Genomic DNA, 21,811 nt, shown 5'->3' with positions numbered 1-21,811 from the left:
TGGGGACGGCAGGCTTGACCTGGTCGGTATCCGCGAGGATGGTGCCATGTTCGCCTACAAGAACCAGGCCAATGGCTGGTGGGGCGCTGCCCGCCAGGTCGGACATGGCTGGCAGGCGATGATCGCCATTAGCTAGACACGGTGGGTGGTAGCCTAGGCTGCCACCCACCGGCACGCCGGCCTATCAGTGCGGGCCCCGGAATTTCCGGGGCCCGCACCCATGTCTGGCGGCCAGCCCGACACAACTCGTGAATATACCGGCTACCGATTCCTATACGCCCCTGGCACACCTCTGGTTCACGAGTTCCGCCGACCGCTATCTGTGGAGTGTGCCGATGGCTTCCCCAGCGTCGTTGTAGACCGACATCTCGTCGCCGTTCACGGTCGCACTCGACACGTCTGCGAGCCACGTGTCCACGCCCTCGCAGTACTTGAGCGTGGCGAATACCTCGGTGAACTGGATCTTATCCGCCGCCGCGCTCCAGTGGCCGCCCATGTCGTTGCAGCCGTCGCTACCGGAGAGGGTGCCGTCGTCAGCCAACTCGAGGTAGACGGCCTCGTTCTCGGCGTCCGTCCACGTACCGACTGCCGAGGCGCCGCCTTGCGTCGAACAGCCCGCCATCAGCAGTGCCGCGCCGATGATGAATCCCAGCCTGCGTCCTCGCCTCATCGTGATCTCCTTCCGTCAAGCTACCCGAATACTACCCGCCGATTGTCTCACGCTTGAGTTCCCGGAGTGTTAGAGCCCCAGCACCGCCTTCGCGATGAGGAAGTAGACGATCAGGCCGCTGGCGTCCACGAACGTGGAGATGAACGGGTTGGAGAACACGGCCGGATCCACGCCCAGCTTTTTGGCGATCATGGGCATGACGCCGCCGATGCTCGCCGCGATCGTACAGATGCCAAGGAGCGTGAGCCCGATCGTGATGCCGATCGATACCCCGAAGATCGCGCCCGTGATGAGGGCCCCGAGCGTGCCGAGTAGCGCGCCGAGCGTGAGCCCTACGGAGAATTCGCGGCCGAGCACCCGCACCAGGTCCGAGTTGCCGACGTCGCCGAGCGCGATCGCGCGCGTCACCGTGGTGGCCGCCTGGTTGCCTGTGTTGCCGCCCGTGCCGATCAATAGCGGCACGAACAGGGCCAGGGCCGTGACTTGCGCGAGCGTTGCCTCGAAGAGGGAGAGCACGTGGACCGTGAGCGTGGCGCCGATCGCCAGGACGAGCAGCCACACGATGCGCGAACGAACGAGTGAACGCACCGGCGTGGAAAAATAGGGCCGCCCGAGGGGCTCCACACCGCCGGAGAGGGCCGTGTCTTCGGTCTCGGCGTGCTCGATGATGCGGCCGGCGTCGTCAACTGTGAGAATACCGAGCAGGCGCCCCTCCCGGTCAACGATCGGCATGGCGAGCAGGCGAAGCTCGATGCACAGGCGCGCGGTTTCCTCCGCGGAGGCGTAGGCGCTCGCGGGGTGGACGGTGGACATGAGGTCGCCGATCTTGTCCTCCGCCTTCGCGCCCAACAGCTGACGCAGGCCGACGACGCCGACCACGCGCCGCGCGTCGTCAACCACCGGGATCGTGTAGACCGTTTCGGCGTCTTCGAGGTGATTCTGGATCCGCGCGAGGGTCTCGCCTGCGGTGTATGTTTCGCGGGTGGAGACGACGTGCGGGGACATGCGCCGGCCGATCGAATCCTTCGGGTAGCCGAGCAGGTTGGTGGTGTGGCGGCGCTTCTCGCCGGAGAGGCCCTGGAGGAGGCGGGTGGAGAGGTTGGCGGGGAGCTCGTCGAGGAGGAGGGCGCGGTCGTCGGGGTCAAGGCCGTCGAAGATCTCCACGACTTCCTTGTTTTGCAATCCCTTGATGAGGTCGGACTGCTGGCGCGGTCTCAGGATGTCGAAGACGGCGGTCGCGCGATCCTTGGGCAGGAGCCGGTAGAAGATGGGCTGCTGGTCTTCGGGAAGGCGCTCGAGGATGTCGGCGGTCTGGGCGGGGCTGGCGGGGGAGATGTGTGCGATGACTTTGGCGAACTCGCCGGTGGAGAGCTCGGGCTGGATGGTCTCAAGGACGGTGGTGACATCAACGGGACGGGTCATGGTGATTCCTAACTGTGGGCCAACATTGGCTCAATTCACCACGCCCTCTGGTGCCAAAAGCGCGCAATTTAGGCGCGCATGGGCAGGCGGCCGCCTGGCAGGGAGGGCGTGGTCTTCCATCGGTGACGAGAACTGTCACTGTTCACGGGTCCTCACCTCACTTTCAGCGGTCGGCAATAGGCGCCCTCCAGTGTAGTCACTATTGTGGCGCCTTGCTATCGCGCAGGTCGCACCTCACAGCGTTGGCTCACGACGCCGAAGCCCCAGTCGCGTCCGCGGTGCGGGCTTCGCTGTCAGCCATGAACGTCGAGACTTGTCGGAGGCCGCCCGTAGACTGGTGGGAAAGCTGATCAAGTGGAGGAATCATGGAATACAGGCGGATGGGCGAATCCGGACTGACGGTCTCGGTGCTCGGTTACGGAGCGAACAACCTGGGCCGGGCGGGGACGATGAGCGAGGACGCGAAGGGTGCGGCCGCCGTCGTGAACGCGGCACTGGACGCCGGGATCACGTATTTTGATTCGGCCAATGTCTATGGAAAGCGGACGGGTCTATCCGAGGAGCTGCTGGGTAAGGCGCTTGGCACGCGGCGCGATGAGGCCGTGATCGCCACGAAGTTCGGCATGCGGCTGAAGGAAGATGTGCCGCACAGTGCGCGCGGCTCGCGCCGCTACATGCTCGCCCGGCTGGAGGATTCGCTGCGCCGGCTCGGTACCGACTACATCGACCTGTATTACTACCATTCGCCCGACCCGCTCACGCCCCTGGAAGAGACCGTGGACGCGCTGGAGGGGGCGGTGGACGCGGGTAAGATCCGTTACTACGCCGTGTCCAACATGGCCGGCTGGCAGACGGCGGCCACCGCGGAGCTCGCTAGCCGCGGCAAGCTCGTGGCCACCCAGAACCACTACAACCTCATAGACCGGCGCGCCGAGCAGGAGATCCTGCCCGCGGCCCGCTACTACGGCCTGGGCGTGGTGCCCTACTTCCCTCTGGCAGCCGGGCTGCTGACGGGCAAGTACACCGACAGCGCGCCCGAGGGTGGGCGGCTAAAGGCGGGCGACCCCAAGCTCGAGGCGGCTGACATGGACCAGCTGCGCCGCTTCCGCGGTTTTTGCGACGAGCGGGGGCTGGCCCAGGCCGACGTCGCTATTGCGTGGCTTGCTCACCAGGAGCCGGTGGCCTCCATCATCGCCGGGGCCACCAAGCCCGAGCAGATCGAGTCGAACGCGAAGGCCGTGAGCCTCACGCTGTCTGACGCGGACCTGGCGGCCCTCGACCAGATCTTCCCGCCGGCCACCAAGGTGGCGCTGTTTTAGGCCGAACGCGCAAAGGGCGCGGAAACGCGCCAGTTTGTGGTTCCTTTCATGGCGAGGAATGAGGGGAAGAGCGCGCCGGTGAACTATGATGAACGGTGGTGTGTGCCATGGGCACACGTGTAGCTATAAATGGACTTATCGTCCCTAACTCGAGTGGAGTACTGTGAAGCAGATCGTAGAGAACATCAGCGAGACCCGCGCCAAGCTGAGCGTGGAGGTCCCTGCCGAGGAATTTGACGCGGATTACGACAAGGCCGCCAAGGAGCTGTCCAAGCAGGTGTCGATCCCCGGCTTCCGTGCGGGTAAGGCGCCGCGCCGCGTGGTCGAGTCCAAGATTGGCCGCGGCTACATCATCGAGCAGGCCATCAACGACAACCTGGACAAGTACTACCAGGTCGCCGTCAAGGAGACCGGAATCGTCCCGATGTCGCGCCCCGAGGTGGAGATCAACGAGGTCCCGGAGATGAAGGGCAAGGATGACACGTCGGCCCTGAAGTTCACGGTTGAGGTGGACATCCGCCCGGAGATCTGGATGCCGAACCCGGCCGACTTCACGGTGGAGGTCCCGGCGGTTGAGGTCACGGACGCGGACGTGGAGGCCGAGCTCGAGGCCCTGCGCGAGCGCTTCGCTACCCTCACCACGGTCGACCGCCCGGCCGCTGAGGGCGACTACGTCAACATCGACCTCGTGGCCAAGATCGGCGAGGAGGAGGTGGACGACGTCGCTGGCGTGTCCTACCGCATCGGTGACGGCAACATGCTCGAGGGCCAGGACGCGGCGCTCACCGGCGCCACCGCCGACTCCACGGTCGAGTTCACCGCCAAGCTTGCTGGCGGCGAGCACGAGGGCGAAGAGGCCGAGGTGACTATCACGGTTCACTCGGTCAAGGAGTCCGTGCTTCCCGACGCCGACGACGACTTCGCGCAGATTGCCTCCGAGTTTGACACGATCGCCGAGCTCAAGGATTCGTTGCGTGAGACCGCGCAGAAGACCAAGGCCGACTCCCAGCTTTCGGGCGCCTACCAGGCTCTGGTTGACCAGCTTATCGAGGCCTCCGACTTCCCACTGCCCGAGGGCACGATCGAGGAGGAGATCGCCAACCACCTGCGCAGCGAGGGTAAGGAGGAAGGCGACCCGCACGGCGAAGAGGTCCGCGGTGAGATCGAGGAGTCGCTGCGCTCCCAGCTCCTGCTCGACACGTACGCCCAGGCGTTCAAGGTCAATGTGGGCCAGGAAGAGCTGGTTGAGTTCCTGGTGACCCAGGCCCAGATGTACGGCATGGACCCGAACCAGTTCATCCAGGCCGCCGTCTCCACCGGCCAGCTCAACGCCTTCGCTGGCGAGCTCGCCCGTAACAAGGCGATCATGGCTGCCCTGCGCCTCGCCCAGGTCAAGGACGCGAACGGCAACGCGGTGGACGTGGACGCGATCCTTGGCGATCGCCCGGAGAACGAGGTGGTCCCCGAGTTCACTGCCAAGCCCGCCAAGAAGGCCCCGGCCAAGGCTGCGAAGGCCGAAAAGGCTGACAAGGCTGAGAAGAAGGCCAAGAAGGCGGAAGCTCCGGCGGCTGAGAACGCTGGCGCGTTCGATCCGGCCGAGCACAAGGTGGACGAGGTCCTGGCCTACGTTGAGGGCGCGGATGATGCCGAAAAGGCCCGCGTGCTCGAAGCCGAGAAGAACGGCAAGGCTCGCAAGACCCTCATCTCTAAGCTCGAGGCTTAAGCCAAACGTGGGGGCGGGAGCGGCGGTGGCTGCTCCCGCCCCTTCCTATGTGCCAACAGCGAAAAGTCGGTGCTTCGGGAATGGCCGGGCGCGGGGGAGTCGTTAGGATCGATTGAGAAAAACGCGCCGCCACGGGCGCGCAGTACTACATCCGCCCATGGGGCGAAGGAGGGGCGTCATGCCACAATCAGGTGGGGCAGGCCAAGGCCTTGCGCTTGGAGATTCGATTTTTAATCGGCTCCTAAAGGAAAGGATCATCTGGCTGGGTGATCAGGTGACGGACGAGCTTGCGAACATGATTTCCGCCCAGCTCCTGCTGCTGGCCGCCGAGGATCCGGATAAGGACATCTACCTCTACATCAACTCGCCGGGCGGCTCCGTCACGGCGGGCATGGCGATCTTTGACACGATGCAGTACATCAAGCCCGATGTGGCGACCGTGGGCATGGGCCTGGCGGCGTCGATGGGCCAGTTCCTGCTGACGGCGGGGGCGAAGGGCAAGCGCTACATCACCCCGCACACTCGCGTCCTCATGCACCAGCCGCTTGGCGGCGTGCAGGGCACGGCCACCGAGATCCGCATCAACGCTGACCTCATTCTCCAGATGAAGGAAGAGCTCTCGGCGCTGAACGCGAAGCACACCGGCAAGTCGGTGGAGCAGATCCTCGAGGATTCTGACCGGGATCGCTGGTTCACCGCCCAGGAGGCACTCGAGTACGGGTTCGTTGACCACATTATCGAAAGCTCGTCGGCCGTGGTTGGCGGCGGTGGCGTGGACCGCGGGGCCTCTACCGAGTCGGATAACTAAGGAGCGCATGATGCACGGACTTTCCCTTTCTTCCCAGCTCGCTGGGGGCACGGCACCGCAGATGCCGTCCAATCGCTATGTCCTGCCCAGCTTTGAGGAGCGCACGCCCTATGGATACAAGCGCCAGGACCCGTACGCGAAGCTGTTCGAGGATCGCATCATCTTCCTCGGCGTGCAGGTGGATGACGCCTCGGCTGACGATGTCATGGCCCAGCTCCTCGTCCTGGAGTCCCAGGATCCGGAGTCGCCGATCACGATGTACATCAATTCCCCGGGCGGCTCGTTCACGGCACTGACCGCGATCTACGACACGATGCAGTACGTCAAGCCCGAAATCCAGACGGTGTGCCTGGGCCAGGCGGCCTCCGCCGCAGCCGTCCTGCTGGCCGGCGGATCGCCGGGCCGCCGCCTCGCGCTGCCGAACGCCCGCGTGCTCATCCACGAGCCGGCGATGCAAGGCGCCCAGGGCCAGGCCTCGGACATCGCGATCATTGCCGAGGAGATGGACCGCATGAACCAGTGGCTGATCGATACCCTCGCCCGCCACACGGGCCAGGATGCGGCCACGATCGAGAAGGACATCTCACGCGACAAGATCCTCACGGCCGAGCAGGCTAAGGATTACGGCATCGTTGATCAGGTGCTGGTCTCCCGCAAGGTCACGCGCCAGGACGGCTAGGCGGGCCGATCGTTACGGACGGGGGTGGTGCACTGCGCCGCCCCCGTCAATTCATGGCGCGCCACACTGGAGATGTGGGCCTTTTTAGTGTGGAATTGAGGGGATAGAGGAAAGAGGTTGAACGATGACTCGTACCGCAGACGCGGCCGACATGCTCAAGTGTTCGTTTTGCCAAAAGAGCCAGCGCCAGGTCCGTAAGCTGATCACGGGCTCGGGCGTCTATATCTGCAACGAGTGCATTGAGCTGTGCAATGAGATCATCGCCGAGGAGTTCGGCAATTCGGAGGAGGGCGCCCAGCAACAGGCGGACCTGCCCACCCCGCGCGAGATTTATGACTTCCTCAACGAGTACGTGATCGGCCAGGATGCGGCCAAGCGCACGCTTGCCGTCGCCGTCTACAACCATTACAAGCGCATCCGCTCCCTGTCCTCCGTGCCGGAGTCGAAGAAGGATGACCACGTCGAGATCGGCAAGTCCAACATTCTTCTTATTGGCCCCACGGGCACGGGCAAGACGTATCTGGCGCAGACTCTGGCGAAGATCCTCAACGTGCCCTTCGCGATTGCCGACGCCACGGCGTTGACCGAGGCGGGGTACGTGGGTGAGGACGTGGAGAACATCCTGCTCAAGCTCATCCAGGCCGCCGACGGCGACGTGGCGCGTGCCGAGCAGGGCATCATTTACATTGACGAGATCGATAAGATTTCGCGCAAGTCGGAAAACCCCTCGATCACCCGCGACGTGTCCGGGGAGGGCGTGCAGCAGGCGTTGCTGAAGATCATTGAGGGCACGGTGGCGGCGGTGCCGCCGCAGGGCGGGCGCAAGCACCCCCAGCAGGAGTTCATCGAGATCGACACGTCGAACGTACTGTTCATCGTGGCGGGCGCGTTCGCCGGTATGGAGGACATCGTCTCCTCGCGCACGGGCAAGCGCGGCATCGGCTTTGGCTCAGCGCTGCATGAGGCGGAGGAGGCCGGGGCGCTGCTGCGCCAGACCACGCCGGAGGACCTGCACAAGTTTGGCCTCATCCCCGAGCTTGTGGGCCGGCTTCCGGTGCTCGCCACGGTCAACGACCTGACGGTGGCCGACCTCGTCCAGATCCTCACCACCCCGCGCAACGCGCTGGTCAAGCAGTACCAGAAGATGTTCGAGCTCGACGGGGTCAAGCTCGAGTTTACGGACGACGCCGTGGCGAAGATCGCGGCCGAGGCGATCGAACGCGGAACGGGTGCGCGCGGCCTTCGCTCCATCATGGAGAACATCCTGCGCGAGCTCATGTTTGATATCCCTTCGCGCGACGACGTGGAGAAGGTCCTCATCGACTCCGACGTGGTGGACGGCACGGGGGAGGCCCTGGTGGTCACTAGCCGGAAGAACAGGACAGCGTAGGGCCTGGAGACGAAGGAGTAGCCATGGATATCCCGGAACAGCTGGGCGTCTACCGCAAGACGATCGACAACCTTGACGCCGCGCTCGTCCATATCCTCGCCGAACGGTTCCGGTGCACGCAGCAGGTGGGCCTGCTCAAGGCCGAGCACAACCTGCCGCCTTCGGACACGGAGCGGGAAAAGCGCCAAGTGGAGCGCCTGCGGCGACTGGCCGAGGAGGCGGACCTCGATCCGGTGTTCGCCCAGAAATTCCTCAAGTTCATCGTGGCCGAGGTCATCCGCCACCACGAGCGGATCGCGGCCGAAAAGAAGGATACCTAAGAAACTTCCACGCTGCGAAATAGACGGCGGCGGGCTTGTCAGCCCGCCGCCGCTTCAGTTCCCTGGGGTTCTACTTGGTGTAGATCTCCGCGATCGCCGCGTCAAAATCGCGAATGACCGCGGTGCGCTTGACCTTGAGCGACGGGGTTAGGTAGCCGTTTTCCACCGTGAAGTCGCCGGGCAGGATCTTGAACTTGCGGATCGATTCGGCGCGCGAGACGTGTTCGTTCGTGCGCTTGACCGCGCGGTCGATCGCGGCGACAACCTGCGGGTCGTTGATCGCCTCGGTCACCGACATCGCCGGAAGGCCACGGTTGGACAGCCACTGCGGCAGCGCCTCGGCGTCGAGGGTGACGAGGGCGGCGATGAACGGCTTTTGGTCGCCGACCACCACCACCTGGGAGATGAGCGGGTGGGAACGCAGGCGGTCTTCCAGTTCAGCCGGGGCCACGTTTTTGCCCCCCGCGGTGACGATCAGCTCCTTCTTGCGCCCGGTCACCCACACGAACTCTTCCTCGTCCACGCGCCCGATGTCGCCCGTGCGGAACCAGCCGTCCTCCGTGAAGGCCGCGGCGGTGGCCTCAGGGTTGTTGTGGTAGCTCTTGAAGATGTGGTCGCCCTTGACGAGGATCTCCCCGTCTTCTGCCGCCTTAACGTAGCAGCCCGGGTAGGCCGGGCCCACTGAACCGAGGCGGGACTTGTTCACGCGGTTGACCGTGGTGGGGGCGGCCGTTTCGGACAGCCCGTAGCCCTCGAGCACCTGGATGCCGGCGCCCGTGAAGAAGGCCGCCAGCCGGTTGCCGAGCGGGGCGCCGCCGGAGATCGCGTACTTGACCTTACCGCCCATGATCTCGCGCAGCTTGGAGTAGACGAGCTTGTCGAAGAAACGCTGCTGGGCCTTGAGCTGGGCCGACGGGCCGTCTGGGGTCTCGAGTGCACGGGCGTAGGCGATTGCTACCTTCGCCGCGGTGCGGAACATCTTAAGCTTGACGCCCTTGCCCGCCTTCGCGTCTGCTGCGTTGTAGATCTTTTCAAAGACGCGCGGCACGGCGAGCACGTAGGTGGGCTTGAAAGACTGCATGTCCGCCACCAGGTTGCGCGTGTCCGGGCTGTAGCCGATCTCGGTGCCCGCGTAGAGCGCGAGCACGTTGATGAAGCGGGCGAAGACGTGCGCCATCGGAAGGAAGAGGAGGGTGCGGGAACCCTTGCGGGCCACGATGTCCATTAGGCCCTCGTCCACCGGGCCGTTGATGACCACGTGCAGAAGGTTGCGGTGGGTGAGCACCACACCCTTCGGCCGGCCCGTGGTGCCTGACGTGTAAATGATCGTCCACACATCATCGGCCGCCTGTGTGTCGATGCGGCGGTCGATCTCGTCGTCGTCGTGAAGAGAGCCCAGTGCGGAGATGCGGCCCTGGGCGTCGTCGGCCATGACAAAGATCTTCTCCAGTATGTCCCCGCCCAGCAGCGGGCTCATCATGGTCTCCATCGCCTGGTTCTCGACGACGGCGAACCGGCAGCCGGCGTCGTTAATGATCCACTCGGCCTGGTCGAGCACGGAGGTTTCGTAGATCGGCACGGCGTAGCCGCCCGCGAACTGGATCGCCAAATCAAACAGGGACCACTGGTCGGAGGTGTGCGACATGATTGCCACGCGATCGCCGGGCTTCAGGCCGAGGGCGATGAAGCCGCGCGCAAGGGCCCGAATCTCGTCGTAGAACTGCGACCAGGCCACCCCGATCCACTGGTTGCCCATCGTGGACTTGCGGTAGAAGGCCGTCTTCTTCGGCATCTCCAGTGCACGACGCCGAATCAGCGCGGGCACGGTCATCTGGTCCGTGACTTCCATCTTACCGGGGACGAACGACACGCCCTCTTCTTCGATGTATTCGCTCACCGAATCTCCTTCGTCTTGACGCTAAAGCTACGGTACCGTAACCGAAATACAAAGTGGCGGATATCAGGCTTACCCAGCCATGATATCCGCCACTAGGGTCGTGTTAGGCGACAAATTCGAAGGAGGTCACCTCCGGTTCAGCCACGTCGGCCTCGATGATGGTCAGATCGCCTTTCACATGCGCGGCTGCGACCAGCTCGGCGCGCACCAGTTCCACCGACTCGGCCGTGCCCGCAGGGATCTGGAGCGTGACGGCGGCGAATGCCGTGCGCTGGGAAACCTTCTGCTCGGACTTAACCTTGCGCAGCGCGGCGAGCGCGGAACCTGCCAGGCCTACGAGCTCCGGATTGCCCTCGGCCGCGAGCGCCTCGGGTGTGGGCCAGGAGGCACGATGGACAGAACCCTCGCGGTACCAGGACCACACCTCTTCCGTGGCGTAGGGCAGTACCGGGGCCAGCAGGCGCAGGAACGTGTCGACCGTCAAATTGAGCGCCACACGCGCCGAACGCACCCGGTTGGCCTGCTCGGCATCCGCGTAGGCGCCGTCGCGATCGTAGGCGCGATCCTTCACGAGCTCCAGGTAGTCATCGCAGAACGTCCAGAAGCAGGTCTCGGTCAGCTCCAGGGCCCGCGTGTGGTCGTAGGACTCGAGCGCGGCGGTGGCCCGCTCGACGACGCCGGAAACCATCGCCAGCATCGCGCGGTCGAGCGGCTCGATGACGGCGGAAAGGTCGAGGTCAACGGTGCCCTCGCCGCCCATGCCAAGCGCGAACTTCGAGGCATTGAGGACCTTCATTGCCAGGCGGCGGCCGATCTTCATCTGCTGCTCGTCGAACGCCGCGTCGGTGCCGAGGCGGGCGGAGGCCGCCCAGTAGCGCACCGCGTCCGAGCCGTGCGACTCCAGTAGGCCCATCGGGGTGACCACATTGCCCTTCGACTTCGACATCTTCTTCCGGTCCGGATCGAGGATCCAGCCCGAGATCGCCGCGTGCTTCCACGGCAGGCCGCCGAACTCAAGGTGGGCGCGCACCACCGTGGAAAACAGCCACGTGCGGATGATGTCCTGGCCCTGCGGGCGCAGGTCCATCGGGTAGACCTGGCTAAACAGCTTCTCGTCCGTCAGCCAGCCGCCCGCCACTTGCGGCGACATCGAGGAGGTGGCCCACGTGTCCATGATGTCCACCTCGCCCACGAAGCCGCCCGGCTCCCCGCGCTGGGACTCGTCGAATCCTGGGGGAGTGTCCGACGACGGGTCGACCGGGAGCATGTCCTCGGTGGGAAGCAGAACCGAATCATAGTCGACGTCGCCCGCCTCGCTTACCCGGTACCACACGGGAAGCGGCACGCCGAAGAAACGTTGGCGGGAAATTAGCCAGTCGGTGTTGAGGCCCTCCACCCAGTTGTTGTAGCGCACCTTCATGAAGTCGGGGTGGAAGTGCAGCTGCTCGCCGCGCTCGAGCAGGTTCTCGCGCAGCTCCTTGCCGTTCGCATCCTCGTAGGACCGGCCGCCGTTGCGGATATACCACTGGCGGGAGGGGACAATCTCTAGCGGTTTGTCGCCCTTCTCGAAGAAGTTCGTCATGCGGGTGGTGGGCTTGGGCTCGCCGATCATCTCGCCCGTCTCGGCAAGCTTCTCCACCAAAACTTTGCGGGCGGTGAATGTGGTGGCGCCCGCCATCGCCGCGAAGACCTCGCGGCCCTGGCCCGTGGTGATCCACCCCGGGGTCTCGCGCACGAGCCGCCCGTCCTTGCCGAGCACCGTGCGCATCGGCAGGCCCAGCTCGCGCCACCACTGCACGTCGGTCAGGTCGCCGAACGTACAGCACATGACGATGCCCGAACCCTTGTCAATCTCCGCCATCGGGTGGGGCAGGATCGGCACCTCCACACCGAAAACCGGGGTGGTCGCCGTCTTGCCAAACAAGTGCTGGTAGCGCTCGTCGTCGGGATGGGCGATGATGGCCACGCACGCGGGCAACAGCTCGGGGCGGGTGGTCTCGATCGTCACGTCCCCGTCCGGCGTATGGAACTGCAACGAATGGTAGGCGCCAGGGTACTCGCGCGCCTCCAGCTCTGCCTGGGCCACCGCGGTTTGGAACGTGACGTCCCACAGGCCCGGTGCCTGCGCCTGGTAGGCCTCCCCGCGCTGGACGTTGCGGATGAAGGCGGCCTGCGCCACCTTCTGGGCCTTCATGCCGATCGTCTGGTAGTTCTGCTTCCAATCCACCGACAGGCCCAGGTAACGCCACAGCGCCTCGAACTGCTTCTCGTCATCCTCGGTCAGCTTCCAGCACAGCTCAATGAAGTTGCGCCGCGAGATCGGCTTCTGGTCCGCGTACTTGATCGACTTGCCGTCCCCGCCGTCGTGCGGGGGCACGAAGCCCTCCTCGTACGGCAACGACGGATCGCAACGCACGCCGTAATAGTTCTGTACGCGGCGCTCGGTGGGCAGGCCGTTGTCGTCCCAGCCCATCGGGTAGAACACGTTCATGCCGCGCATGCGCTTGTAGCGGGCGAGCACGTCCGTGTGCGTGTAAGAAAAGACGTGACCCACGTGCAGCGAGCCCGATACCGTGGGCGGCGGGGTGTCGATCGAGTAGACCGCCTCCCGGGTGGTCTCCGTGTCAAAGGAGTACGTGCCCTCCTCGTCCCAGGCCTTGCCCCAACGGCTTTCGAGGCCGTCCAAGCTCGCCTTGGCCGGCACGTGGGCGGATGTGCGCAGTGTTTCAGTCATGTCCACATTCTTTCACGATCGACAAGGCCCGGTCACGTTCGGCGGTGTGAGGTTAGGCGGCGGGAACGCTATAGTTCGGGCATGACTTCACTGCAGGCCGTGGCCGTGCCCGGTATCCCGACTCTCACCAGCGGCGACGACGTCGCCGCCGTCATCGCGCCCCACCTGGCGGCGCTGACGTGGCCTGATGCCTCCGTTGGCCTGCGCGGGGACGACATCGTGGTGATCGCCGGCAAGATCGTGGCCAAAGCCCAGGGACGCTGGCACCGGGCGGGCGAGGATCCCGACGGCTTCCGCACCCGCGCCGGCATCCCCGATCAGCTCGGGCTCAAGGCGCCGGTCGACGTCAAGCGCGAGGCGGGCCAGATCCGTCGCGGGCTCGCCGCGCGCTTCGGTGGGCGCCCGGGCGTCATCATCTCCGGCTCGGGCAGGAGCTGCGAGCCGGGCAGGGGCGTGCTCGATATCGCCCTCGCCGCCGCCGGCATCGACGCGAAGCGACAAGGTGGGGAGGCAGTCATCGACGCCGTGGTCGCGGCCGCAGGGGTGATGATCGCGCCGGACTGCCCGGTCGTCGTCGTGCGCGGGGTGGCCGACGTGCTGACGTGGGAGGACTAGCCGGAAAAGTCCGGGGCGCTAGGCCTGGCCGAGCTCGCGGTCGCGGGCGATGGCGGCGTTGACGGCGTCAATGACGGCCGGGGTAAAGCCCGAGGCCTCCATGGCGATCAGGCCCGCGATCGTGGTGCCGCCCGGGGAGGTGACCTGGTCGCGCAACTCGGAGGGCGTGTGCGTGCCGAGCTGGTCGAGCACGAGGTGCGCCGAGCCGAGCACCGCCTGGGCCGCGATCCGCCGCGCCTCATCCAGGCGCATGCCCGCCGCGAGAGCGCCGCGGGCGAGGGCGTCGATGTAGGTGTACGTCCAGGCCGGCGAGCACCCGGCGATGGCGGAGAACGCGGCGAAGTCCTTCTCGGCGATGCGGGCGGTGAGGCCCACGGCGGCGAAGATCTTCTCGACCTGGGCTAGCTGGGCCTCGCTCACGCCCTCGCCCGCACACAGCGCGCTCATCCCGGCACCGATCTGGCTGTTAACATTCGGCATCACGCGGACGATGGGGGAGCCGGCCGGGGCGTGGGCGGCGAGCGTGTCCAGGCTCAGGCCCGCGGCCACCGACACAATGACCTTGCCCGCGGGCTCGCCCAGCTCGGCCAGGACGCCGGGGACCATGTGGGGCTTGACGGCGAGGATCACCGTGTCGGCGCCCTCGTAGACCTCGCGCGCAGTGGCAGCGAAACACGCCCCGGTCTCGGCGGCCTGAGCGCGCCCCGCCTTCGCGTTCGCGCGGGTGAAAATCACATTTTCTGCTTCGACGACGCCGGCGGTGAGCACCCCGCGCAAAATCGCCCCGCCCATGTTGCCAGTTCCAATAAATCCGAGCATAAAAACCTCCCGTTCCTCCCTCGCAGATTACTACGGATAGCCGTCGCCGGCAGGGCACCGACCTACGGGTTGACACCGGTGAGAATCGGCGGGATTAATCTGTATGTTATGAATCTTCTCAACGGCTGGGTTGTGCTCGGTATCGCCGCCCTCGCCATCATTCTTGGTGGGCTTGGTTTCGCCCTCATCTCCCGCCCCGGAACCGGCGCGCTTCGCGCGGTTGGGCGGGCGGCCACGGTCGTCGTCGTGCAACTGTGCGTCCTTGTCACGTTCGCTGCCGCCATCAACTACCAGTTCGGCTTCTTCCGCAACGTGTCGGAGGTAGCGGGGTTCGTCAGCGGCCAGTCCGCCAAGGGCAAGGTAGAGCCCGTGGCGCCCGAGCCGAGCGCCACCGAACCCACGACCGACCCGCGCTACGTGCTGTCCTGGCAGGATTCCTCCGACCCGGGGATGGTCGCCGCGGAGATGACGGGCCCCGAATCGGCGGTCACCGCTGAGATGCGCGCCTGGGTGCCGCGCGGCTACCCGGAGCCCGGCGTAAAATACAACGTCATGCTCCTCCTGCCCGGCACGCCCGGCAATGCCTCGGCCATCGCGCCCGCGATCGGCGCCCCCGAAGAACTGCAGCGGGCCATTGACGCCGGCGAGATCGCGCCCACTCTCCTCATCACCTCGGATATGAATTTCGGGGGCAGGGTCGCTACCTGCGCGGACGTCGCCGGCGGGGACAAGGCGGAGACATGGTACGCAAGGGACCTGCCCGCCGCGATCCGGGCCAACTTCAATGTCACCGACGACGCGAACGGCTGGAGCGTGGTCGGGCCGTCGATGGGTGCGTATTGCGCCGCGAGGATGGGGATCCTTCACCCGGAGGTGTATGGGAGCGCCGTGTGGCTGCACGGGATCGATCGCCCGCTGCCGGATTCCTTCCCCACCACGCTCGGGGTGGTCGACAGCCAGCGCTTGTCCGAACTCATCAAGGACGTGTCCCGGCAGGGCAACCTCATGTTCGTCTCCTCCACCGAGGATCCCGGTACCGCCGAGGACGCCCAAGCCGTGGTCGACGCCGCGCCCGACCCGTCCAAGATCTACCACCACGCCCTCACACGCGGCGGGCACGGCTGGGCCGTGTGGGTGACCGAGTTTCCCGACGTCGTGGCCTGGCTGGCAAGCGTTCAGCACGGAACAAAGTAAGGAGAATGCTGTGTGGGGACCCGGAACGCCCTTTGGGCTCACCAGTCTCAAACTGCTGGCCGTGGTGATCGCGGTGGGGCTCGCGTGCCTCGTCTACCTCCTGTGGCGGCTGAACCGGAGTGAGCGGCCGCGGCGCCGGGCCAGGGTGCTCGACGCCGTGCTCTACACCGGCGCAACCGTGCTGCCGGTGCTGGCCCTCTTCATGCTGGGCAACCGGCTCGGCGGCTTCTACACCTCGTTCGCCGAGCTCGCGGACCAGATCGGGCAGCTTGCGGGGTAGGTGAGTCGAGGCCGGCCGAGCCAACTCCAACTGCCAGCCGGCGAGGCGCCCATGCGCGGTAGGCTGGAGGTGAGGGAAGGAGCTCACATGACAACAGCGCTGGTGACGGGAGCCTCGTCGGGAATTGGAGCCGCGGCCGTGCGCGCGTTCGCCAAGGACGGGGTGCGTGTCATTGCTACCGCGCGCCGCGAGGACCGGCTGCGCACCCTGGCCGAGGAGACCGGCTGCGAGTACCTGGTGGCGGACCTGCTGGCCGACGGCGTGGACGTGATCGGGCGCTACCTGGCCGCCCACGGCCCGGTGGACGTGCTTATCAACAATGCTGGGGGAGCGCTCGGCACCGATCCGGTGGCCGAGGGCAATCTCGACGAGTGGCAGCGCATGTACGAGCTCAACGTGCTGGCGAGCCTCAAGGTCACCCAGCTGGTGCTGCCCCACATGAAGGAAAACGGCGGCACCCTGCTGTACATCACCTCCACCGCCGCGCACGGCACCTACCCGGGCGGCGCGGGGTACACCGCCGCCAAGCACGCCGAGCGCATGATCCCGGCTACCTTGCGTCTGGAGCTGGTGGGCAAGCCGGTCCGGATCATCGAGATCGCGCCCGGCATGGTCCACACCGAGGAGTTCTCCCTCAATCGCTACCACGGCGACCAGGCCGCCGCCGACAAGGTGTACGAGGGCGTGGACAAGCCGTTGACCGCGGAGGATGTGGCTGAGGCGATTCGCTGGTCGGTCAGCCTCCCGGCGCACGTCAACGTCGATTCCATGATCATCCGCCCACTCGCGCAGGCCTCGAATACGGTGGTCGCGCGCTCGTAGGGCAGTTGTCGCCGTCGTCGGCCGCACCGCCCGAACGCGGCCAAGATCACGTCCGCCCCTCAAGCGTGACATGGCGCCCTGCGGGGGCTCGCGGATATTATTGGTCGTGGCTTTGATCCGGCTATCACCGGGGAGCTTCCGGAAGAACGGCCGCTGGCTAAGCTGCCCAATTGGCGCAGCTGGCCGAGTGGCTCAGTAGAACCGGACGGGTGGACCCGTCATCGTCTCCAATAAGCGGCGTAGCGTGGCTACGCAAGCGAGGTGGTACCGCGGCGCAAGTCGCCCTCGCCGATAACTTCCAGAAGAACTGGGGCGCGTCGGCGGACGCGGCCCACGTGAGGAGAGAAATGACCAGCCGAAAGTACCCCCTGCATCGCGACGGCGACGCCGTGGCCTCCCCGAATTTCCCGCAGCTTGAGGAAGACATCCTCGCCTACTGGGAGAAGGATGACACGTTCCAGGCCTCGATCGATCAGCGTACGGGGGACGAATTCGTCTTCTATGATGGCCCGCCGTTCGCCAACGGCCTGCCGCACTATGGCCACCTCCTCACGGGCTACGTCAAGGACGTCATCGCCCGCTACCAGACCCAGCAGGGTAAGCGCGTGGACCGCGAGTTCGGCTGGGACACCCACGGGCTACCCGCCGAACTGGAGGCGGAGAAGGTGCTCGGGATCGAGGACAAGTCCGAGATCGAGACGATGGGCATCGAGAAGTTCAATGACGCCTGCCGCACCTCGGTGCTGACCTACACCAAGGAGTGGAAGGAGTACGTCACCCGCCAGGCGCGCTGGGTGGACTTCGACAACGGTTACAAGACGCTCGACCCCACGTTCATGGAGTCGGTGATCTGGTCGTTTAAGACGCTGTGGGACAAGGGCTTGGTCTACGAGGGTTACCGCGTGCTGCCGTACTGCTGGAATGACCAGACCCCGCTGTCGAACCATGAGCTGAAGATGGACGACGACGTCTACCAGGACCGCCAGGATCAGACGGTGACGGTGGGCTTGCGCCTCGAGTCGGGCGAGCTGGCCCTCATTTGGACGACGACGCCGTGGACCCTCCCGTCCAACCTGGCGATCGCGGTGGGCCCGCAGATCGACTACGTGACCGTGCGTCCCGCGGATGGCCCGCTGGCTGGCCAGGACGTGCTGCTGGCAAAGGCGCGCCTTCGAGCCTATGCCAAGGAGCTGGGCGAGGATCCGCAGGTGGTGGCCGAGTACAAGGGCTCCGACCTGCAGGGCAAGAAGTACTACCCGATCTTCGACTACTACACGCGCGAGGATGAGAAGCCGGGCCCGAACGCCTGGCAGATCCGCACCGCTGAGTACGTCTCCACTGAGGACGGTACGGGCCTGGTTCACATCGCCCCCTACGGTGAGGACGACATGTTCGTGCTCGCTGAGGCGGACATCAAGGTGATCGAGACCGTAGACACGGCGGGCAAGTTCTTCCCCAACATCACGGACTACGCCGGGGTCAATGTGTTCGAGGCCAACCGCCCGATCATGAATGACCTGCGCGACGGCACGGGCTCCCAGGAGCGCATCCCGGCCGAGCGCCGCTCGGTGCTGGTGCGCGAGCAGTCCTACGTGCACTCCTACCCGCACTGCTGGCGCTGCCGCAAGCCCCTCATCTACAAGCCCGTGACCTCCTGGTTCGTTGCCGTCACCCAGTTTCGCGACCGCATGGTGGAGCTCAACCAGCAGATCACGTGGCAGCCGGAGCACATCAAGGACGGAATCTTCGGCAACTGGCTGGCCGGCGCCCGCGACTGGTCGATCTCCCGCAACCGCTACTGGGGCACCCCGATCCCGGTGTGGAAGTCGGATGATCCGGCCTACCCGCGCATCGACGTCTACGGATCATTCGCCGAGCTCGAAGCCGACTTTGACCGCCTGCCGGTGGGCCCGGACGGGGAGCCGAACCTGCACCGGCCCTACATTGACGAGCTGACCCGCCCCAACCCGGACGACCCGACGGGCAAGTCCACGATGCGCCGCATCCCGGACATCCTCGACGTCTGGTTCGATTCGGGTTCGATGCCGTATGCCCAGAAACATTACCCGTTCGAAAATCAGGACTGGTTCGAGTCCCACTTCCCGGGCGACTTCATCGTCGAATACATCGGCCAGACCCGCGGCTGGTTCTACGTCATGCATGTGCTGTCTACGGCCCTGTTCGACCGCCCGGCCTTCACCTCCTGCATCTCGCACGGCATCGTGCTGGGCAACGACGGGCGCAAGGCCTCCAAGTCGCTACGCAACTACCCGGACCCGATGGAGATGTACGACCAGTACGGTTCGGACGCCGTGCGCTGGATGCTCATGAGCTCCCCGGTGCTGCGCGGCGGCAACCTGGTGGTCAACGAGGAGAGCATCCGTGAGGCGATGCGCCACGTCATCCTCCCGCTGTGGAACACGTGGTACTTCTTCGCTCTCTACGCGGGCACGTGCAACAAGGGCGAGGGCTACGTGGCGTCGCCGATCGATGTCGACGACGCCGAGGCGCTCGCGAGCCTGGACGTCATGGACCGCTACCTCCTTTCGCGTACGAAGCTGCTGGCCGACGCCGTCAAGGCCGACCTCGACGGGCTGGACATTCCGGCGGCAACGCAGGAGGTGCGCGGGTTCATTGACCTGCTGACGAATTGGTACGTGCGCACGTCCCGCGACCGCTTCTGGAACGAGGACGAGGGCGCCTTCGATACGCTCTACACCGCGCTTGAGACTCTCATGCGGGTCTCGGCCCCACTCCTGCCGCTGGTGGCGGAGGAGATTTGGCGCGGGCTGACGGGCGGGCGTTCGGTCCACATGACCGACTGGCCCACGTGGCCCGAGCACGTCGTCGATGCGGATCTGGTGAAGGTCATGGACGAGGTGCGCGACGTCGTCTCGCACGCCCACTCGCTACGCAAGGCCCACTCGCTGCGCGTGCGCCAGCCGCTGCGCTCCCTGACCGTGGTCACCGGCCTGGACCTGGCCCCGTTCGCCTCGCTCATCGCCTCCGAGGTCAACGTCAAGGAGGTCAAGATCCAGACGGCGGAGGAGTCCGGGCTGGAGGTGCGCAAGGAGCTGACGGTGCTGCCGCGCGAGCTGGAACCCGCCGTGCGTCGTCACACGTCTGCCCTGTTCAAGGCGGCGCGCGAGGGCGCGTGGGAGCTGGAGGGTGACCGCGCCCGCATGCTCATCGACCCGGTCATTGTGCTCGAGCCCGGCCAGTTTGAGGCGACCACGGCCGTGGAGGCGGACGAGGGCTCGGTGGCCGAGGTGCTGGATTCGGGCGCGTTCGTCGTGCTCGACACGGTGCTTGATCCGGATCTGGAGGCGGAGGGCTACGCGCGCGACGTCGTGCGCGCGGTCCAGGACCAGCGCAAGGCCGACGGCTTGCACGTGGCTGACCGCATCCGCCTCACCCTGCGCGTTCCTGATGAGCGGGTGGCCGCGGTCGAGGCCAACCTCGACATGATCACCGCCGAGACCCTGGCCCTCGAGGCGAGCGTGTCCGGCGGCGCCGACACCATCGATGTGAACGTGGAGAAGCTATGAGCGAATCGCGTTTCGACGAGGGCCCGGACCCGCTGACCGGTCAGGAGGCGGGCGACGAGCTCGACGCCGACCTCGAGGCGGTCCTGCGCTCGCAGCTGATGGTGGGCCCGGACCCGTCCGTGCTCGACGACGTCGTGGCCGCCCCCGCACCCGACCCCACCCAGCAACTGGCCGACCAGGTAGAGCTGGAGCGCCAGGTCGCGGAGATCTACGCCCAGATCGTGGACCGCGCCCCGGAGCACAAGGTACAGCCTTCGATCCAGCGCGTGGCCGACTGCCTGGACATGATGGGTAACCCGCAGCGGTCCTTCCGCGCGGTCCACATCACCGGCACGAACGGCAAGACGTCCACGGCCCGCATGATCGAGTCGCTCCTGCGCGAGCGCGGGCTTCGCACGGGCCGCTTCACCTCCCCGCACCTGAACTCGGTGCGTGAGCGCATCAGCATCGACGGCCAGGCCATTTCGCCCGCCGCTTTCATTCAGGCGTGGGAGGACGTGGCCCCGTTCGTGGCGTGGGTGGATGAGAAGTCCGCCGCTGAGGGCGGCCCGCGGATGTCGTTCTTCGAGGTGTTCACGGTGATGGCATATGCCGCGTTCGCGGACGCGCCGGTCGAAGTCGCCGTCGTCGAGGTGGGCATGGGTGGCAAGTGGGACGCCACGAACGTCATCGACGCGGAGGTGGCCGTGCTCATGACGGTCGCCCGCGACCACGAAAAATGGCTCGGCTACGAACTGACCGACATCGCCACTGAGAAGCTTGGCATCCTCAAGCCGGGCGCCACCCTCATCAGCGCCCGCCAGGACCCCGAGGTACTTGACCTCGTTCACGACGCCGTCCGGGCCAATCGCGCCGAGTACGTCCAGTACGGCCAGAACCTGCAGGTGCTTGACCGGGAGAGCGCGGTGGGCGGGCAGATCATCACGGTTCGCACTCCGGCCGGTGTGTATGAGGACGTGCCGCTCGCAATGTTTGGCGACTACCAGGCCAGCAACGCGGCCATGGCGATCGCGGCGGCCGAGGCCCTGTTCGGCGGGGGAGCGTGGAGCGGGGACGTGGTGGAGCACGCGCTCATGGCCACGCACTCGCCGGGGCGCATGGAGGTGGTGCGCAAGTCGCCGCTCGTGCTGGTCGACGCCGCACACAACCCCGCTGGCGTGGAGGCGACAGTGGGGGCGCTCGAGGAGAACTTCCCCGGCACGCGCGTCCTCGTGTTCGCCGCGATGGCGGACAAGGACGTGGAGGGCATCCTGTCGGTTGCTGAGCCGCACTTCTCCTCGGTGGTGGTGACCGCGCTGGATTCGGAGCGGGCGATGCCGATCGACGAGACCGCCGAGCTTGCGCGCGAGGTCTTCGGCGAGGACCGCGTGGCCGTGGAACCGAACCTGGACACGGCGATCGTGTACGCCGCCGACGTGGCCGAAAGCGCCGACGTCGAGGAGCTCACCACCCCGCACGTGGTGGTCATGGGATCGATCGTGCTGGCCGCCAATGCGCGCGCGGTCATGGGCCGGCCGAAGGTGGATGGCTCCTAGGAATGCGCCGGCCGTCCGTATACGATGGGAGGAAAC

The 21,811-nt window shown here is 66.0% G+C and carries 17 protein-coding genes; 12 read left to right on the top strand and 5 right to left on the bottom strand.

From position 1 onward, the window contains the following. Positions 1-316: 316 nt before the first annotated feature. The gene (locus HMPREF3167_RS03330; protein ID WP_068538456.1) at positions 317-670 is read right to left on the bottom strand and encodes an META domain-containing protein; all 354 of its coding nucleotides are present in this window, start codon (positions 668-670) and stop codon (positions 317-319) included. Positions 671-739: 69 nt separating this feature from the next. Beyond that, the gene (mgtE, locus tag HMPREF3167_RS03325; protein WP_070445461.1) at positions 740-2,092 is read right to left on the bottom strand and encodes a magnesium transporter; all 1,353 of its coding nucleotides are present in this window, start codon (positions 2,090-2,092) and stop codon (positions 740-742) included. 365 nt (positions 2,093-2,457) lie between these two features. Here mgtE and HMPREF3167_RS03320 point away from each other — a divergent pair, with 365 nt between their 5' ends. The 6 genes from HMPREF3167_RS03320 (at position 2,458) to HMPREF3167_RS03295 (ending at position 8,331) form a co-directional block, all read left to right on the top strand. Further along, the gene (locus HMPREF3167_RS03320; RefSeq protein ID WP_068538454.1) at positions 2,458-3,411 is read left to right on the top strand and encodes an aldo/keto reductase; all 954 of its coding nucleotides are present in this window, start codon (positions 2,458-2,460) and stop codon (positions 3,409-3,411) included. A 163-nt stretch (positions 3,412-3,574) separates the two neighbouring features. Next, the gene (gene tig, locus HMPREF3167_RS03315; protein ID WP_062611967.1) at positions 3,575-5,134 is read left to right on the top strand and encodes a trigger factor; all 1,560 of its coding nucleotides are present in this window, start codon (positions 3,575-3,577) and stop codon (positions 5,132-5,134) included. A gap of 157 nt (positions 5,135-5,291) precedes the next feature. Next, entirely contained in the window at positions 5,292-5,942 is a 651-nt protein-coding gene (locus HMPREF3167_RS03310) for an ATP-dependent Clp protease proteolytic subunit (RefSeq protein WP_371258050.1), read from the top strand. Between the two features lie 7 nt (positions 5,943-5,949). Beyond that, entirely contained in the window at positions 5,950-6,621 is a 672-nt protein-coding gene (locus tag HMPREF3167_RS03305) for an ATP-dependent Clp protease proteolytic subunit (protein WP_062611970.1), read from the top strand. 124 nt (positions 6,622-6,745) lie between these two features. Continuing rightward, the gene (gene clpX / locus HMPREF3167_RS03300; RefSeq protein ID WP_062611971.1) at positions 6,746-8,011 is read left to right on the top strand and encodes an ATP-dependent Clp protease ATP-binding subunit ClpX; all 1,266 of its coding nucleotides are present in this window, start codon (positions 6,746-6,748) and stop codon (positions 8,009-8,011) included. 23 nt (positions 8,012-8,034) lie between these two features. Continuing rightward, positions 8,035-8,331: a chorismate mutase gene (locus HMPREF3167_RS03295; protein WP_070445460.1), complete on the top strand. Its 297-nt coding sequence runs from the start codon at positions 8,035-8,037 to the stop codon at positions 8,329-8,331. Positions 8,332-8,401: 70 nt separating this feature from the next. Here the strand turns inward: HMPREF3167_RS03295 and HMPREF3167_RS03290 are convergent, their stop codons facing one another. Together HMPREF3167_RS03290 and valS are read right to left on the bottom strand one after the other, a co-directional pair. Continuing rightward, complete coding sequence (locus HMPREF3167_RS03290) at positions 8,402-10,228, bottom strand: AMP-dependent synthetase/ligase (RefSeq protein WP_070445458.1); 1,827 nt, start codon at positions 10,226-10,228, stop codon at positions 8,402-8,404. 103 nt (positions 10,229-10,331) lie between these two features. Beyond that, on the bottom strand, positions 10,332-12,962 hold the full coding sequence (valS, locus tag HMPREF3167_RS03285) for a valine--tRNA ligase (protein ID WP_062611975.1): 2,631 nt from the start codon (positions 12,960-12,962) through the stop codon (positions 10,332-10,334). Positions 12,963-13,043: 81 nt separating this feature from the next. Here valS and HMPREF3167_RS03280 point away from each other — a divergent pair, with 81 nt between their 5' ends. Further along, positions 13,044-13,577, top strand: a complete 534-nt coding sequence (locus tag HMPREF3167_RS03280) for a coenzyme F420-0:L-glutamate ligase (protein WP_070445455.1) — start codon at positions 13,044-13,046, stop codon at positions 13,575-13,577. A gap of 18 nt (positions 13,578-13,595) precedes the next feature. On the opposite strand, the gene proC is transcribed toward HMPREF3167_RS03280, so the two are convergent. Further along, positions 13,596-14,396, bottom strand: a complete 801-nt coding sequence (gene proC / locus HMPREF3167_RS03275) for a pyrroline-5-carboxylate reductase (protein WP_068538449.1) — start codon at positions 14,394-14,396, stop codon at positions 13,596-13,598. A gap of 108 nt (positions 14,397-14,504) precedes the next feature. Here proC and HMPREF3167_RS03270 point away from each other — a divergent pair, with 108 nt between their 5' ends. From HMPREF3167_RS03270 to HMPREF3167_RS03250, 5 genes are all read left to right on the top strand, one after another. Then, positions 14,505-15,590 (top strand): alpha/beta hydrolase, encoded by a 1,086-nt coding sequence (locus tag HMPREF3167_RS03270; protein WP_070445453.1) that lies wholly within the window; start codon positions 14,505-14,507, stop codon positions 15,588-15,590. A gap of 10 nt (positions 15,591-15,600) precedes the next feature. Beyond that, positions 15,601-15,870, top strand: coding sequence for a hypothetical protein (locus HMPREF3167_RS03265; protein WP_062611981.1), 270 nt, complete (start codon positions 15,601-15,603; stop codon positions 15,868-15,870). Between the two features lie 87 nt (positions 15,871-15,957). Next, complete coding sequence (locus tag HMPREF3167_RS03260) at positions 15,958-16,692, top strand: SDR family NAD(P)-dependent oxidoreductase (RefSeq protein ID WP_236698622.1); 735 nt, start codon at positions 15,958-15,960, stop codon at positions 16,690-16,692. A 347-nt stretch (positions 16,693-17,039) separates the two neighbouring features. Then, complete coding sequence (gene ileS, locus HMPREF3167_RS03255; protein ID WP_070445449.1) at positions 17,040-20,240, top strand: isoleucine--tRNA ligase; 3,201 nt, start codon at positions 17,040-17,042, stop codon at positions 20,238-20,240. Continuing rightward, the gene (locus HMPREF3167_RS03250) at positions 20,237-21,775 is read left to right on the top strand and encodes a bifunctional folylpolyglutamate synthase/dihydrofolate synthase (RefSeq protein ID WP_070445446.1); all 1,539 of its coding nucleotides are present in this window, start codon (positions 20,237-20,239) and stop codon (positions 21,773-21,775) included. The genes ileS and HMPREF3167_RS03250 overlap by 4 nt, the downstream gene beginning before the upstream one ends. Positions 21,776-21,811 lie beyond the last annotated feature (36 nt).

Origin of the sequence: Trueperella sp. HMSC08B05, from assembly GCF_001808405.1 — a bacterium.
Classification (GTDB): Bacteria; Actinomycetota; Actinomycetes; order Actinomycetales; family Actinomycetaceae; genus Trueperella; species Trueperella bernardiae.
Note: the sequence above shows the minus strand (reverse complement) of the source record. Positions and strands in the feature narration are given on the sequence as shown.

Coding starts and splice junctions, on each gene's coding strand:
- HMPREF3167_RS03330 (WP_068538456.1), bottom strand. CDS start 670: ATGAGGCGAGGACGCAGGCTGGGATTCATCATCGGCGCGGCACTGCTG.
- mgtE (WP_070445461.1), bottom strand. CDS start 2,092: ATGACCCGTCCCGTTGATGTCACCACCGTCCTTGAGACCATCCAGCCC.
- HMPREF3167_RS03320 (WP_068538454.1), top strand. CDS start 2,458: ATGGAATACAGGCGGATGGGCGAATCCGGACTGACGGTCTCGGTGCTC.
- HMPREF3167_RS03310 (WP_371258050.1), top strand. CDS start 5,292: ATGGGGCGAAGGAGGGGCGTCATGCCACAATCAGGTGGGGCAGGCCAA.
- HMPREF3167_RS03305 (WP_062611970.1), top strand. CDS start 5,950: ATGATGCACGGACTTTCCCTTTCTTCCCAGCTCGCTGGGGGCACGGCA.
- clpX (WP_062611971.1), top strand. CDS start 6,746: ATGACTCGTACCGCAGACGCGGCCGACATGCTCAAGTGTTCGTTTTGC.
- HMPREF3167_RS03295 (WP_070445460.1), top strand. CDS start 8,035: ATGGATATCCCGGAACAGCTGGGCGTCTACCGCAAGACGATCGACAAC.
- valS (WP_062611975.1), bottom strand. CDS start 12,962: ATGACTGAAACACTGCGCACATCCGCCCACGTGCCGGCCAAGGCGAGC.
- HMPREF3167_RS03280 (WP_070445455.1), top strand. CDS start 13,044: ATGACTTCACTGCAGGCCGTGGCCGTGCCCGGTATCCCGACTCTCACC.
- proC (WP_068538449.1), bottom strand. CDS start 14,396: ATGCTCGGATTTATTGGAACTGGCAACATGGGCGGGGCGATTTTGCGC.
- HMPREF3167_RS03270 (WP_070445453.1), top strand. CDS start 14,505: ATGAATCTTCTCAACGGCTGGGTTGTGCTCGGTATCGCCGCCCTCGCC.
- HMPREF3167_RS03260 (WP_236698622.1), top strand. CDS start 15,958: ATGACAACAGCGCTGGTGACGGGAGCCTCGTCGGGAATTGGAGCCGCG.
- ileS (WP_070445449.1), top strand. CDS start 17,040: ATGACCAGCCGAAAGTACCCCCTGCATCGCGACGGCGACGCCGTGGCC.
- HMPREF3167_RS03250 (WP_070445446.1), top strand. CDS start 20,237: ATGAGCGAATCGCGTTTCGACGAGGGCCCGGACCCGCTGACCGGTCAG.